11 protein-coding genes are annotated in these 14780 nt (G+C 60.4%); 2 read left to right on the top strand and 9 right to left on the bottom strand.

Annotated features, from left to right (window positions below; all coding sequences use genetic code 11):
• Positions 1 to 208 precede the first annotated feature (208 nt).
• From DMP06_RS06750 to murA, 5 genes are all read right to left on the bottom strand, one after another.
• On the bottom strand, positions 209 to 442 hold the full coding sequence (locus tag DMP06_RS06750; protein WP_123208975.1) for a NifU family protein: 234 nt from the start codon (positions 440 to 442) through the stop codon (positions 209 to 211).
• 125 nt (positions 443 to 567) lie between these two features.
• Positions 568 to 948 carry a desulfoferrodoxin family protein gene (locus tag DMP06_RS06755; RefSeq protein ID WP_123208976.1) on the bottom strand — a complete coding sequence of 127 codons (381 nt, stop codon included), beginning with the start codon at positions 946 to 948 and terminating at the stop codon, positions 568 to 570.
• 218 nt (positions 949 to 1166) lie between these two features.
• Positions 1167 to 2000: a prolipoprotein diacylglyceryl transferase gene (gene lgt, locus DMP06_RS06760; RefSeq protein ID WP_123208977.1), complete on the bottom strand. Its 834-nt coding sequence runs from the start codon at positions 1998 to 2000 to the stop codon at positions 1167 to 1169.
• A 44-nt stretch (positions 2001 to 2044) separates the two neighbouring features.
• Positions 2045 to 3541 carry an LCP family protein gene (locus DMP06_RS06765; RefSeq protein ID WP_161957854.1) on the bottom strand — a complete coding sequence of 499 codons (1497 nt, stop codon included), beginning with the start codon at positions 3539 to 3541 and terminating at the stop codon, positions 2045 to 2047.
• Positions 3542 to 3601: 60 nt separating this feature from the next.
• Entirely contained in the window at positions 3602 to 4885 is a 1284-nt protein-coding gene (murA, locus tag DMP06_RS06770) for a UDP-N-acetylglucosamine 1-carboxyvinyltransferase (RefSeq protein ID WP_123208979.1), read from the bottom strand.
• A gap of 1151 nt (positions 4886 to 6036) precedes the next feature.
• Here murA and DMP06_RS06775 point away from each other — a divergent pair.
• Complete coding sequence (locus DMP06_RS06775; RefSeq protein WP_123208980.1) at positions 6037 to 6543, top strand: pyridoxamine 5'-phosphate oxidase family protein; 507 nt, start codon at positions 6037 to 6039, stop codon at positions 6541 to 6543.
• Positions 6544 to 6661: 118 nt separating this feature from the next.
• Here the strand turns inward: DMP06_RS06775 and DMP06_RS06780 are convergent, their stop codons facing one another.
• The 4 genes from DMP06_RS06780 to DMP06_RS06795 form a co-directional block, all read right to left on the bottom strand.
• Positions 6662 to 6895 carry a hypothetical protein gene (locus DMP06_RS06780; RefSeq protein WP_123208981.1) on the bottom strand — a complete coding sequence of 78 codons (234 nt, stop codon included), beginning with the start codon at positions 6893 to 6895 and terminating at the stop codon, positions 6662 to 6664.
• Positions 6896 to 7683: 788 nt separating this feature from the next.
• Positions 7684 to 8541: a translation elongation factor Ts gene (tsf, locus tag DMP06_RS06785; protein WP_123208982.1), complete on the bottom strand. Its 858-nt coding sequence runs from the start codon at positions 8539 to 8541 to the stop codon at positions 7684 to 7686.
• A 111-nt stretch (positions 8542 to 8652) separates the two neighbouring features.
• Positions 8653 to 9408 carry a 30S ribosomal protein S2 gene (rpsB, locus tag DMP06_RS06790; RefSeq protein ID WP_123208983.1) on the bottom strand — a complete coding sequence of 252 codons (756 nt, stop codon included), beginning with the start codon at positions 9406 to 9408 and terminating at the stop codon, positions 8653 to 8655.
• 314 nt (positions 9409 to 9722) lie between these two features.
• Entirely contained in the window at positions 9723 to 10844 is a 1122-nt protein-coding gene (locus DMP06_RS06795) for an SLC13 family permease (protein WP_123208995.1), read from the bottom strand.
• A gap of 249 nt (positions 10845 to 11093) precedes the next feature.
• On the opposite strand from DMP06_RS06795, the gene DMP06_RS06800 reads away from it, so the two are divergent.
• On the top strand, positions 11094 to 13184 hold the full coding sequence (locus tag DMP06_RS06800; RefSeq protein ID WP_123208984.1) for a glutamine synthetase III family protein: 2091 nt from the start codon (positions 11094 to 11096) through the stop codon (positions 13182 to 13184).
• Positions 13185 to 14780: the final 1596 nt, after the last annotated feature.

Below are 14780 nucleotides of genomic sequence, written 5' to 3' on the forward strand. Positions count from 1 at the left end.
CGTTCGATGTCCCGCGCCCTGCCGCCGCCGATCCTCCAAAGACGGCGAGACGCGACGAGGCTCGAATCAGCCCCGCTGCATGGCTATGCGCATCGCGCGCTGCACCATGCCACGAGCGGCTAGATTCGACGCCTCGTCGCGTCGCAACGGCACAAGCGCCTTCGTGGCATCACAAATAAAACGCCGCCCACAGAGGACGGCGTTTAAATTAACCTGCGTTGACTACGCGCGTCACGCCCGGCACGTGCTCCTTGAGGATACGCTCAACGCCGGCGGTGAGCGTCATCTGGCTCATAGGGCATCCCTTGCAGTGGCCCTGCAGCTCAACCGTCACCACGCCGTCATCGGCCACGTCGATCAGCGCCACATCGCCGCCATCGGCCTGGAGGCTGGGGCGAATGAGGTTGAGAACCTCAGAAACCCTCTCTTTATCGATTGCCATGGGAGTTCTCCTTTTCTATCGCAGCGGCCTAAGCCGCCCGTTCAATACCGCACACATTGTAACGCACGCCGCCCCATCCCCGATGGAATGAAGGCGGCGTGCGCGAAAAACGGGAATTCGACCTGTTACAGTTCCTTGACCCACAGACCGTGCAGGTTGCAGTACTCGTACACCTTGACAGCGGCATCGCCCTCAGCCAGCTCGAAATTGGCAACGGGCTCATCGGACGCGGTCAGGCTGGCAACCTGATAGCCCTTATTGGTCACCAGGACGATGAACTGAATCAGGTGCGCCTCGGTCATGGGATGGGCGACCTCGCCCACCTGGACATGAACGTGCGAGCCCTCGACAGACACAGCGGGCACGTGCTTTTCGAGCGCGCCGTCGGTGGCGCCGGCAACCAGCTCAACCATACGCTCGCCGCAGCACATCATCGGAACGCCGGCGTCAACCACCTTGATGGCGATGTTTCCGCAGTGCTCGCACTTGTAAAACTTGATTTCCATAATATCCCCCTCTGAAGGACGGTCGGAAGGCTGGGCCCTCCTTGTAAATTCGGCGTCTGTCGCCGATTGGTACCATACTATCGCGCCGCGACGTAAACTCAAGCGATTCTGGCGAACCGTGCCCATATCGTAATGTGGATGCTGCACGAAAGCCGGTGGAGGCTTTCCTTGGCAGCTCGCTCGAAACGCGCCTGCATGCGCATCGCGATGCTTATATGTTACTGCTTTTGTTCCATTTCGGGAATACCCTGCTGAGGAAGCTTCATCTTAAGGGCATAAATGAGTATCGCGATGCCGGCTATCACCAGAGGCAACGAGAGGAGCTGCCCCATGGTGAGCCAACCGCCCCACAGATAACCCAGCTGCACGTCGGGCTCGCGGATGAATTCGACCAGGAAACGGAACGTGCCGTACATAATCAGGAACAATCCGAAATGCGTGCCGCGCGGCAGCGGTGGCTTTTTTCGGGAGAGCGCGAACAAAACCACGAAGATGACCACGCCCTCGAGCAGCGCCTCATAGAGCTGGGAGGGATGGCGCGCGACCTCGCCTGCGGCGCCGCCGAACACCACTCCCCATGGCAAATCGGTTGGTGCGCCCCACAGTTCGCCGTTGACGAAGTTGGCGCAGCGCCCGAAGAACAATCCGATGGCGGCACCCACGCACCCCATGTCTGCCAGCGTCAGGAACGGGATGCGCGTGATCTTGGCCGCGATCATGCCGCCCGCCAGCACGCCGATGAGGCCCCCATGGAAACTCATGCCGCCCTCGTTGAACGCAAGAATCTTTTCCGGATGCTGGAGATAGTACCCATCGCCGTAGAACAGCACGTATCCGAGGCGTCCGCCCAGAATCACGCCAATGATCACGGCGAACACGATAGTGAAGAACGAATCCTCGTCCACGCGCACCTTCCAGCGCTTGGCAAGGTTCGCTATAACCAGAAACGCGCAGATGAAGCCCGCGATATATGCGAGGCCGTACCAGCGCACCGCGAACGGCCCCACCTGAAACGCTATGGGGTCGAGCATCTGATAAAGATCGTTAAGCATTAAAAACCTTTCCGGCGTCCCCGTTGGCCGCCTATTGCCAATCGCTAGAGCGCCTCATCCGAGGAAGCCGCCGCGCCGCCATCGGAGGCGGCCTCATCATTCGCGCCGTCAGAAGAAGACGCGCCCTCATCGCCCGACTCCCAATCCGACCCGATGACCACCAGGACATCGGTGTCGAACGTGTAATGGATGGAATCCCACACCGCTCGCCCATGCCCCAGCAGGGCAACCACGGCGTTCGCCTGCTGCTCGAGCTCTTCATCCTTATAGATGACGAGCGTCTCATCGTAGACTTGCATATTGGCGTTGCCCACGGTGTCCACCTTGAATCCGCCGTCCTCGAGCATGCTCGCCGCCTGTGCGGCCGCGCCCTCGATTCCGCCGCCGTTGTTCACAGTGATAGTGAACGAATTGACATCCACCGATGCCACTACATCCTCGAGGGATTCCTTGGGAGTCTGACCCTGTTTGACGCGCTCCATCATGGAGGTCCAGGACTCCCGCTCGACCGATACCACCCGCACGCCGTTCGACGTGGACGACTGCACGGGCATGGCACCCGACATGACCGACCCGAGCTCAAGGCCGCGCAGCGATTGGACGAAGGAGCCCAACGCGCGCACGTTCATATCGGTTTTCAGGCAATTGGCGATCTTATCCATTTCGAGGTAGTAGCCTATGCCGTTAAGCGTCGACATCTTAGAGAGCATGCCCGCGGCCACTTGCGCCATGTGCGCCGCCCTGGTCTCGTCAGGCTGGTCGAAATCGTTGGCGCGACACAGGAAGAGCGCCTGCTGGCCATTGATGATCTGCGCACCCGCGGAAAGCATCATATCGCCCGCATCGGGGTCGGCCACATCGGAGTCGAGCGTCACGTTAACGCCGCCGAGCGCATCCACAAGCCCCTCGAGGCCCGCCGCATCGGTGCGTGCGTAATGGACCGCCTGGACGCCCGCCAGATTCTCGACCGCCTGCACCAAAGCCGCATCGCCGCCCTGGGCGTAGGCGTCAGAGAGCGTTTGCGTATCATCGGGCAGCGTCACGGCGCCCGGTATGGCGACCACCGTCGCCTGACCGCTTGCCGTATCGGTTCGTACGAGCGCCACCGCCTCGATGGCGCCGGGGTCGTCGAAGCTCGCAGCAAGCACGGTGTATTCCGCCGTACCCTGGGCATCCTCCGCAGGGGCGAGCGCGTCGCTAAGCGCTCCGCCATCGGATATAACGAGACGAGAGTCGATATTGCCCAAATACACGAAACAGGCGGCAACGCAGGCAACCACCAGCACGACGGCAGCAAGCGCTACGCCCACGATCGCCTTGCGGCGCCTGCCCGCGGCAACCGAGCGCTTCAGGTAATCGCGCTGCCCGATGCGGTTCTCGTATTGCCGGCGGCTCTCGCGCGTCGAGGTGCTGGGCAGCACCTGGTGAATCTCGCCGCGCTGGGCATTGCGGGCGCGACGCGTGTCGGAAAATTTCCGCTTACGCGAATAAAGCGACGAGGATTCGCTAGGAAGCTGGCTCTTAATCGTGGCCTGGCGCACCTGGCGCGAGGTCCGTTTGAATTGTGAGCTGGACGGTCGGCGTGTCACCATGGGCGACGCCTACCAGTCGATATCCTCATCGGGCTCGCGATGCAGACGCGCGCCCAAACCGGTCAATTTGCCCACGTAGTCCTCGTAGCCGCGATCGATGTGATGGATCTTATGCACGCGCGTGGTGCCCTCCGCAAAGATGCCCGCCAAGACGAGCGCCGCACCGCAGCGCAGGTCGGTAGCCTTGACATCGGTGCCTTGGAGCCTTTCCACGCCGCTCACGATAGCGTGATGATCCTCTATGGTCACCTCGGCACCCATGCGTCCGATCTCGTCGGCGAACATGAATCGATTCTCGAACACGTTTTCAGTGATCACGGAATTGCCATGGGCAACCGCCGCCAGCAGCATGAACTGCGCCTGGAGGTCCGTGGGGAACCCAGGATGCGGGAGCGTTTGGATGTCGATGGCGTGCAGGGGTCCCTTGCGTGACACGGTGATCCAGTCCTCGCCGATCTCCACCGCGCAGCCCATGGCGGAAAGCTTCATGAGCGCCATGCGCAAAAAGCTCGGCTCGATGCCGCGCACCGTTACCGGACCGCCCATCATGGCGCCGCCCACCAGGAAGGTGCCGGCCTCGATGCGATCGCCCACCGTAGTGTGCTCGCAGGGATGGAGGTCCTCAAGGGCCACCCCTTCAACGATGATGGTGGGCGAGCCGGCGCCGGAGACTTTGGCGCCCATGGCGTTGAGCATGTCGGCCAGGTCCTCAATCTCGGGTTCGCGCGCCGCGTTTTCGATGACGGTCTGGCCCTTGGCCGTTACGGCGCACATCATGGTGTTTTCGGTGGCGCCCACGCTGGGAAAATCGAGCGCAACATAGGCGCCGTGCAGGCCGTTAGGCGTGCTGGCGTTGATATAGCCGTGGTCGGTCTCAAAGTTCACGCCCAGGGCGTGCATGCCAATCATATGCATGTCAATCTTGCGGGCGCCCAGGTTGCAGCCGCCCGGCATAGCCACGCGCGCCTTGCCGAAACGGGCCACGAGCGGCCCCAAAACCGCGATGGAAGCGCGCATCTTGGACACCAGCTCATAGGGCGTTTCCCATGTGTCCACATGGGCGGTGTCCACCGTGAGCGTATGGCCCTCGCGCGACACGCGGGCACCCAGCTTTTCAAGCACCTTGGACATCACGGTTATGTCTGAAATCAGCGGGACGTTATGCAGCGTGGTTTCGCCCTGCCCCAGGATGGAGGCGGCGATCAGCTTGAGCGCGGAGTTCTTCGCGCCAGAAATCTTCACTTCGCCGGTGAGCGGGGTGCCGCCCTCGACGACGATCATCTCTTTGGCCATTGGGAATCCCCTTTCGAATCAAAGCGGCAAGGTGTGCGCCGAAAGACATTAACGCCGTCCGATACCGCCACGCGCAAGCGTGATCACTTCGCTCATGCCGAACTCGTTCATGCGCCTGAGCACACTCGAGCGGCTAGGAAGACGAAGGCGTGGATGCTCCGCGCGTGGGCAGATATACGCGACCGTCTGTCCACGCGGAGTTTGCCCAAATGAGCACCACGCACATAGACGGACATTGACACTCATTGCCGCCAAAATAGACCGTTGGCTATTTTCCCAAAAAAGAAAAGGAGGTTGAACCCCTGGAAGCCAACCTCCTCCAAAAACCATAGGGAGGTAGGCACAAGCGGCCACCGCAGCGCATCGAGCCGCGCGCTAAGCGAAAACCCTCCGCATGACGATGTGAGCTCAGCGCCAACTCCATCCTTAGCGCTAAGCCCGGGGCTTGCATCTATGCTCAGCCCCAAGCAAGAGCTCCAGCTCCAAGCTCCAACCCTGACGCACGAGGCAAATTCATTGCGTCGTCCACTGCGTTTCGCGCAGAGGACCCAACCCGCAAGGCACGAGGTGAACGGCAACGCCCATCCCCGCTCTCAGGCATAACTACGTAAGAAAGCTCACCTGTAAGGCGCGAAGCGAATGGCGACGCCCACCCTCGCTCCCAGGCAAGCTAAAGCTCAACCCACGAGGTGCGAAAGCGAACAATGACAGTTTCTCTAAGTATGTAACCCTCTGCGCGCTGCACCAAGGGGTACCGTGGCAATAATCCTGAGTACGTAATCCCCCGTCAAGCGATTTTGCGGATTATCGCACTCTCGCAGGCACAGTATTTGGACGCTCACGCTTCCCGATCAATTGAGCTCGACGAAACAGCAGGTCAAATGGTTGCCTACGTCCGCCCAATATCAGCAACAAGCATTTTTCATGTAGACACGGGTTACATACTTCGAATAACTGACCGACTTACCTATTTTTATAATAAGTTGGATTACATACTTCGATTTTTTGCCACCCAGAGACAAAACCCTGCCCTTTCGTACTGAGGCTTACAGGGTAAGGCAGTGGAGACAGCCGTTCTTTCGGCAAGCAATGGCGGCAACTGCTTTTGCTCATCGCATCGCGCAATTCGCTAATCAATGAAAGGACTCCCTATGGAATTCAGAGCCATGCGACGCATAAAACAAGAACTCGATCGCGATTCAGCTTCCGAGATCTTTAAGCGAGGAACGTCGGGCGTGCTGGCGGTGGCGGGAGACGACGGCTACCCGTATGCCGTGCCGCTGAGTTATGCGTACGATGAGGGAAAGGGGCGCCTCATTTTCCATAGCGCCACAAAAGGCCACAAAGTCGATGCGTTGCTGCGCGAACCCAAGGCTTCGTTCTGCGTTATTGGGCAAGACGACGTAAGACCCGAGGAATTCACCACGTATTTCCGCAGCGTTATCGCATTCGGACATGTGCGCATGCTCGAGGCCGATGACGAAAAACGCGAGGCCGCCCGGCTGCTCAGCCGCCGCTATGCCCCCGATATGCCGTTGGAGGCTGAAACGGCCGAAATAGAGCGATTCTGGAAGGCGTTGCTCATGTTCGAGCTGCGCATAGAGCATCTCACCGGCAAAGAGGCCATCGAGCTCGTACACGTGAGAAAGAACCGTTAGCAGAGGTATCGGCCGAAACAGCCCGGCGCTCCCCTGCCTGCCGTCCCAATCAGCGAGACATCGGCACAGTCTTATCGTCCGAAGCGCAAGATTCCGAATGCGAATAGAAAAGGCATGCTCATCGCGTAAGCGCATCGGTCATTCCCGCAAAAAAGAAGGGGCCGTGAGGCCCCTTCTGCATGTCGCGCTTCCATGCGCGGTTGGCGCGCGCCCGATTGTACTTGGTATCGCCATGCGCGCCGTGCCCGCATGCGAACCCGTTGTAGCGCGGCTTCTTGGCAAGCGTCACCTCCTCGGCAGACAGATGCCACACCGCCCCGCGCTTAGGCACGCGCTTCGCCTTCCTAGACATGACCCCACCTCCCTTCGAATCAATCCCCACATAACACGCCAAATTTATCGAATTATGAACTCCCTGTACAACATATTTGATGAAAAACGCCATTATTTTCGAGTTGCGAACTCCCATTGATCAACGCAGAATCCTTACGAAGGTCAATTGCATTCGAAACCGTGTTATTAGCGTTGTATCGACGCGTCAAAGGGATAGTCACCCGCCGAAGCGCCTTCAAAGCGCCTCCAAAGCGCCTCCAAAGCGCCTCCAAAGCCCGCTCAACGAAGGAAGTCCTTTGTACGTAAAGCTCGCAACTCAAAATAATTGGCGTTTTTCAAATAAATACGTGTACATGCACCAGAATCGACCCGACAAGCGACGAGAAGTAATCTCCGGCGCCATCAAAAACAACGAGACGCAACAAGGTGCCGAAGGTAGCCCCGTCATGCGGCCAAGCGATTTCATTCGCAAGCTCCCAAGGCATCAATAGGCAGATGACCGGGGCTTCTAGCCGCGAGGCACAGAACGACACAGCGAGGACAGTGCTGATGCCAAAGGTTCATGGGATTGGAGGTAGCGCACACTGCGTACGCGAGGCTGCGAGTGCAAGAAAGCGTTCTAACCTTGCAGAATCGGAATGAAACGACAAAAAGCCGTCCGGAACCTCAGATAGGCATGATGGCGCGAGCAGCGCAGCGCATTCCACTACGTCATCTCGCGCCGTCACGGCCGGATGGGCGCCCGACGGTCTTGCAACGTCGAGCGCTTAATACGAAAAAGGCCGTTCTTCCGAACGGCCCTAAAAACTACTCACCCAGAGCGAAACGCTTGAAGTCGACGACCTTGATGGTGCCGCCGAGCTTCTTGGCGACCTCATCGGTGTACTGAGACACAGTCTGGTCGGGGTTCTTGACGAACGCCTGCTCGGTCAGGCACTGCTCCTTGTAGAACTTCTCCAGGCGGCCGGTGGCCATCTTCTCCTGAATGGCCTCGGGCTTGCCGGACTCGGCGGCCTGAGCCTTATAGATGCTCATCTCATGCTCGACCACAGCAGGATCGACCTGGTCGCGGTTAGCGGCAATCGGGGAAACAGCGGCAACCTGCATAGCAACGTCGCGGCCGTACTGCTTGAACTCGTCGGAAGCCACATCGATGCCGTCGACGTCGAAGGCGACCAGAACGCCGATCTTGCCACCCATATGGATGTAGGAAGAAACAGCGCCGGCCTCTTCCACGGCGAAACGAGCAAGCTGGGTGTTCTCGCCCATCACATGGATGCAGTCGGTGACCACGGCCTCAACGGTCTCGCCGTCGACCTCGGCAGCCTTGAGGGCGTCCATGTCGGCGGGCTTGGCAGCGATGGCAGCGCGGGCAATCTTCTCGGCGTAGGCCTTGAACTTCTCGTTCATGCCCACGAAGTCGGTCTCGCAGTTGAGCTCGACCACGGCGCCAGTCTTGCCGTCCTCGGAGACCAGAGCCATGACGGTGCCCTCGTTGGTGGCACGACCGGCCTTCTTGGCGACGGCGGCCAGACCGCGGGTGCGGAGCACGTCGACGGCCTTGTCCATATCGCCTTCGGCCTCGGTGAGCGCCTTTTTGCACTCCATCATGCCGGCACCGGTCATCTCGCGCAGTTCCTTAACCATAGCGGCGGTAATAGCCATGTTTGGATTCCTTTTCTCTTCGAAAAATTACGCGGGCTTTTCTCAAACAAGCCGCTCAGCCAAAAGCCGAGCGGCATAAGTCACAGATGTATCGCCTGTTGGCGGCTGCGCCTATTCGGCAGCGGGAGCCTCAGCGGCCGCCTCAGCCTCGCCAGCCTGGGCAAGCATCTCTTCCTCGAGCACGGGAGCACCGGTGGCGGCGATCACGGCGTCGGCGATGAAGGTGGACAGCAGCTTGACGGAACGAATGGCGTCGTCGTTGGCGGGGATGCCATACTCGACGTCATCGGGGTCGCAGTTGGTGTCCAGAGTGCCCACCACGGGGATACCCAGACGCTTGGCCTCCTTGATGGCCAGCTGCTCACGGTTGGTGTCCACGACGAAGATGGCGTCGGGGATCTTCTTCATGTTGCGGATGCCGTTGAGGTTGGTCTGCAGCTTGGCGAGCTCCTTGCGCAGAATGATCTGCTCCTTCTTGGGCAGAACCTCCATGCGGCCGTCGGTCTCCATGGCCTCAAGCTCCTCCATGCGGGCCACGCGGGAGCGGATGGTCACGAAGTTGGTGAGCATGCCGCCCAGCCAACGGGCGTTCACATAGGGCATACCGCAGCGGTCGGCCTCGGCGGCGATGGCCTCCTGGGCCTGCTTCTTGGTGCCCACGAACAGCACGGTGCCACCCTTGGCAGCGGTCTGCTCCACAAAGGTGTAGGCCTGGTCCATGCCGATGAGGGTCTGCTTGAGATCGAGAATGTAGATATCGCCGCGGCTGCCGAAGATGTACGGCTTCATTTTGGGGTTCCAGCGGCGGGTCTGATGACCGAAGTGGGCGCCTGCCTCGAGCAGGGTCTTGATGCTGACTTTCGTCATTGCACTCTCCATTCGTTAAGCCTCTGCCTGCGGTCTTCCCTGTGCTCGCAGCCTTTTTCGAGTGGCCACTCGCGAGCGCCAGGTCGCGCAAGCATGTGATAAATAGAAACCGTTGCATTATAGCGCCTGACCGCGCGGGCGCAAGAGGGAATTTTGCGGCTTTACAGGGACTTCGCATGCGCCGAGCGATTTGCATATGCAACACGCTTCGCGCGTTCGGCTTCGCGCACCCGCCCTTGCGTCCTCGGCCCTTCCCCGCATGGAAAGGCCTCCGCCTACTCTGCAACCGTCGTTTGCCCCGTTCCGTTCCTCATCTATATAACAAAGAGAATCGCGTACAGACCAAGCATCGCCGCAAGCCCTGCCACGTTGGCGGCGGCGAACTCCTTCATGAACGCGCCGGCCTGCGCACCGGGCGTATGCATGTACAGCCTAAACGCGATGAGGCTCGCGAGCGAAGCGATGGGCGTGCCCAGACCGCCCAGGTCAACGCCCAGAAGCAGCGAATGCCAGTTGTCGGTGAACCCCGCGAGCAGCACGGCGGCGGGAACGTTGCTTATGACCTGGCTCGCCGCCACGCTGGTGAGCAGCGGATGGATGTCCATGAGCCCGCGCAGGAAATCGGCCACCGCCGGAATGTGCGCGATGTTGCCCGAGAACACGAAGAAGCACACGAACGTACCCAGAAGCCCGTAATCGACCCGCTTGAACGTCTTGCGGTCGAACGCGAGCAGGGCCACGAGCACCACGACGAGCAAGGCTTCGTGCGGCAGGACGCGCGCCACGCACAGCAAGCAAAGCGCGAACAGCGTCAGGTGAAACGCGAAACGCCTCTTGGCAATGCGCGTCTCGTCGAAGGGAATGCGCACGCTCACGGGGCCCTTCCCCAACGCCAGGCACGCCGCAGCAAGCAGGACGAACGTGAGCAGCGCAAACGGCAGCAGCGCCGCGAAGAAATCGACAAGCCCGATGCCGAAGCGCGTATATATAAAGAGGTTCTGCGGATTGCCAACCGGCGTGACCATGCCTCCCAGGTTGGCGGCGATCGCCTGCAACACGCACACGCGCACGATGAGATCGGCCCTGCCGGCGGCGCCGAGCGCCATGATGGCGAAAGGCACGAACGCTATGAGCGCCACGTCGTTGGTCACGAGCATGGAGGCGAAAAACGGCAGCATCACAAGAATGAACGCCACAATACGCACCGATCCGCCTCGAGCGAGCAGCTTGGCCGCGCACCATGAGAACAAGCCGCAGTCTTTAAGGCCCGCAACGGCGGCCATGAGGCAGAACAGGAGCACGATGACACGCGCATCGATGGAGGCTGCCACTTGAGCAGCGTCGAACGGCACGAACGCGAACGAAACGGCAGCGCACAGAAAAGCGATGCACAGCACCGCTTCGCGTCGTAAGAATGAAATGATCCCGTCTAGCATGCCGAGCATTATATATAAGAAAACGCCCCGATGCTCAAAGGATGCCGACAAACCGGCTCCGGGCTCAACGCCTCCTACCTCCATGTTTTCCTGACGGAAACACAGCCGTTCCTCGCTGGAAACATGCTCGTCACCCGCACGAAACGGAATCGTCCCCCTTCTGCAACAAGCGCGCAACTGCGGCGAAACAGGCCGCGCATAAGCTGATACCAAGCGGGTCATACATATGAAGCAGAGAAAGGACCGTCCATGACTGCATTAGAGGAGCGCTTCGGCACCATGGTCTTCTCGGACCACATGATGAAGAAGTATCTGCCATCGGATGTGTACAAACAGCTCAACCGCACCATCAAGGAGGGCGAACCGCTCGCGCTCGATGTGGCGAACGCCGTGGCGCACGCCATGAAGGAATGGGCACTCGAACGCGGGGCCACGCATTACGCGCACTGGTTCCAGCCGCTCTCGTGCATCACATCCGAAAAGCACGACGGGTTCCTTGAGCCCGTTGGCGACGGCACCGCGATCGCCAAATTCAGCGGCAAGGAGCTGGTGCAGGGCGAGCCCGACGCGTCGAGCTTCCCCAACGGCGGCCTGCGCGCTACCTTCGAGGCGCGCGGATACACCGCATGGGACCCCACTTCGCCGGCGTTCATCAAGGACGAGGTGCTGTGCATTCCCACGGCGTTCTGCTCCTACACCGGCGAGGCCCTCGACAAAAAGACTCCGCTCTTGCGTTCCATGGCGGCCGTCGACGCGCAGGCGAAGCGCGTGCTGGCGCTGTTCGGCAAGCACCCGCGGTCGGTCACGCCCACCATCGGCAACGAGCAGGAATATTTCCTGATTCCCGAGGACGCCTACGCCAAGCGCCAGGACCTGATCATGTGCGGTCGCACGCTGTTCGGCGCGCCGCCGTGCAAGGGCCAGGAGCTCGAGGAGCACTACTTTGGCGCCATTCGCCCAACGGTGAACGCCTTCATGAAGGAGCTCGACGACGCGCTGTGGGCCATTGGCATTCCCGCAAAGACCAAGCACAACGAGGTCGCGCCCGCCCAGCACGAGCTGGCGCCGGTGTTCGCCAACGCCAACGTTGCCGTCGACCAGAACCTCCTCATCATGGAGGAAATGCGCCTTCTCGCCAGCCATCACGGCCTGGTGTGCCTGCAGCACGAGAAGCCGTTCGAAGGCATAAATGGGTCGGGCAAGCATAACAACTGGTCGCTTGCCACCGAAAACGCCAACCTGCTGGACCCCGGCGACACGCCCGAGGACAACGTGCAGTTCCTGGTGTTTCTCGCATGTGTGATCGAAGCCGTGGACGATTACCAGGATCTGCTGCGCATGAGCGTCGCTACCTGCGGAAACGACCATCGTCTGGGCGCTAACGAGGCACCGCCTGCCATCATCTCGATCTTTTTGGGCGACCAACTGCAGGAGATCGTCGACCGGATTATCGCCGGAGAGCATGCCGCACATGCCACGCAGTCGCTCATCGACTTCGGCGTGGACGTGCTGCCCACCCTGGACCGCGACGCCACCGACCGCAATCGCACCAGCCCCTTCGCCTTCACGGGCAACAAGTTCGAGTTCCGCATGCCGGGATCGGCCGTGAACGTGTCCGATGCGAACATGGTGCTCGACGCCGCGGTGGCGAAGTCGCTCAAGAGCTTCGCCGACGCCATGGAGGAAGTGCCCGCCGACGAATTCGCCTCGGCGGCCCTCGCCTACATAAAGCAAACGCTCACCGATCACCAACGCATCCTCTTTGGCGGCGATGGCTATTCGGAAGAGTGGCATCAGGAAGCCGCCCGCCGCGGACTGGCCAACCTGCCCACCACGGCTGATGCGCTGCCGTGCTTCGTAGCACCCAAGAATTTGGCGCTCTTCGAGGAGATGGGCGTGCTCTCCGAAACCGAGGCGAGAAGCCGTTACGAGGTCAAGCTGGAAAAATACTGCAAGCGCATGAACATCGAGGCAAACACGATGGAGCGCATGGCGCGGCGCACCTATCTGCCGCAGGTAAGCGCCTATGCGAACAAGGTGGCGAAGGGCATCGCCATAGTGACCGAAGTCGCCCCCGATGTTCCCATGGAAGATGAGCGCGGCGAACTGGCTACGTTAGCCGAAGGCGTGCATGAGATATATGTGAGCCTCGAGGCCCTTTCGAAAGCCCATTCCGATGCCGAGAGCCTTGGCGATTTCCAGGAGCGAGCGAACGCCTACGCCCACGACGTGACGCCCGCCATGGAAGCGCTGCGCGCCGCCGTGGACGCAATGGAGCCCATCGTGGCTCGCGACTACTGGCCCGTTCCCACCTACGACGACATGCTGTTTTACTGCTAGGCGCCGCTGCTAGAGTCCACCGCAGGGTTCCACCGCTAGGCTTCACCGCAGGGTTCCACTGCAAGTTCTACGGCTGGGTTCCACTGCAAGGTTTCACTACAAGGTTTCACTGCAAGCATGGCTTCCGTCGCAAGCAATAACGTCTTGCCGCAAGTAACCATACGCCATCGAGGCCGGAGCATTGCGCTCCGGCCTCTTTTTCTTCCATGCGCCAGCCCGACAAAGAGGCGCTTCGTTTGCGTACGCAAAGGCGCCATTACGCCTCTCCGCGTCAGGATCTTTTTGCGCGCACTCAGACATGGAACGGTCTTCGTCGCCTGAGAAGATGCGCTGTATCGCACGAGCTTTGAGCGAGACTCGCCCCAAATGGGTCTTCTGCCCGCATGCGGCCGCGGCGTTTCATGGGTTCTACGTATCGGGTCACCTCGCACGGCGCATTCACGTAGCTCATGGAAGCCCGAAGCACCCCAAGGGTCGCGGAATCATCGTTCACCACAAGAAGAAGTCGCTTGAATCGACCCACGTGAACAAAACGCCCGTAACGTCTCTCCTCGAGACAACGATCGATTGCCATTCGCGCTCGAGTTTCATAGACGGCTTGCCTGTCGCTGATTCGGCGCTCGCACGTTTGGGCATAAGCTACGCCAATTCATCGACCTCATAGAGTCGAGCAACCAGCGCGGAACACGAAGGGCCCTTGCGACAGCAAAGCACGCCGACAATTCTGGCTCCGCTCCCGCTGCTGCCGCGTCGCTCTGGCGAACCCGTCGCGCCGGCGCTCACGGGGCGCCCGAAGCGCGGAGCTTAGAAACAAACGGCGATTTGCTGCAGTTTTTGAGGGATGCCCCGAGTACACCGCCGTTGAGCTTCGCGTTTTCCCAGTTCACGGCCTCGCGCCGATTGGGCTACTTTGGGAGACGCGAGAAAACTGCAGCAAATCGCCGTTTGTTTGCGGGACGGATTTTACGCGGTTGCGGAATGACGTTTATGCGGCGGCAAATCGGCGTTTGTTTGTGGGGGCGACGTTTACGCGGTTGCAGAGCGACGTTCATGCGTCAGCAAATCGCCGTTTGTTTGAGGAACGACTTTTATGCGGTTGCGAAACGACGCTTGTGCTGCAGCAAATCGCCGTGTTTTTGCAGAGCGACGTTTGTTCTGCAGCAAATAGGCGTTCTCTGCATCCGGGCGCCGGGATCCGCCCCTCGCCGACTCTGGAGGCGGCGCCGAAGTTCAGACACCCTGCCCCGCGTCCGCTGCCGCCGGCCCGCCGCCGCGTCCGCCGGCATCGCGTTACTCTGGCGAATCCGCCGTGCTGACGCCTGGGGGCGCCTGCCCCTGACTCGTCTTATGAAGCATCACGGCGTCTCGCACGTTACCTGAAGAGACTCTCGTCGCACGTTTAATCGCGCGATATAGCTCAAATACAAAGGACGTCAAATTTACGGTGATTCTGCCCGCGCGAGGCTGCTGGGGGTGCGGCAGAAATCCTGGAAGGCGGGGTGGGCGGGAAGGAGCCCGGATGTTTTCCGAGGAGCAGAAGAGGGCGGCGCTCGAGCTCTACGACGAGCTCGGCAGCGCCGGGAGGACCGTCGAGAG

Origin of the sequence: Slackia equolifaciens (assembly GCF_003725995.1) — a bacterium.
GTDB lineage: Bacteria > Actinomycetota > Coriobacteriia > Coriobacteriales > Eggerthellaceae > Slackia > Slackia equolifaciens.

Coding starts and splice junctions, on each gene's coding strand:
- tsf (WP_123208982.1), bottom strand. CDS start 8,541: ATGGCTATTACCGCCGCTATGGTTAAGGAACTGCGCGAGATGACCGGT.
- lgt (WP_123208977.1), bottom strand. CDS start 2,000: ATGCTTAACGATCTTTATCAGATGCTCGACCCCATAGCGTTTCAGGTG.
- DMP06_RS06800 (WP_123208984.1), top strand. CDS start 11,094: ATGACTGCATTAGAGGAGCGCTTCGGCACCATGGTCTTCTCGGACCAC.
- DMP06_RS06775 (WP_123208980.1), top strand. CDS start 6,037: ATGGAATTCAGAGCCATGCGACGCATAAAACAAGAACTCGATCGCGAT.
- rpsB (WP_123208983.1), bottom strand. CDS start 9,408: ATGACGAAAGTCAGCATCAAGACCCTGCTCGAGGCAGGCGCCCACTTC.
- DMP06_RS06750 (WP_123208975.1), bottom strand. CDS start 442: ATGGCAATCGATAAAGAGAGGGTTTCTGAGGTTCTCAACCTCATTCGC.
- murA (WP_123208979.1), bottom strand. CDS start 4,885: ATGGCCAAAGAGATGATCGTCGTCGAGGGCGGCACCCCGCTCACCGGC.
- DMP06_RS06795 (WP_123208995.1), bottom strand. CDS start 10,844: ATGCTAGACGGGATCATTTCATTCTTACGACGCGAAGCGGTGCTGTGC.
- DMP06_RS06780 (WP_123208981.1), bottom strand. CDS start 6,895: ATGTCTAGGAAGGCGAAGCGCGTGCCTAAGCGCGGGGCGGTGTGGCAT.
- DMP06_RS06755 (WP_123208976.1), bottom strand. CDS start 948: ATGGAAATCAAGTTTTACAAGTGCGAGCACTGCGGAAACATCGCCATC.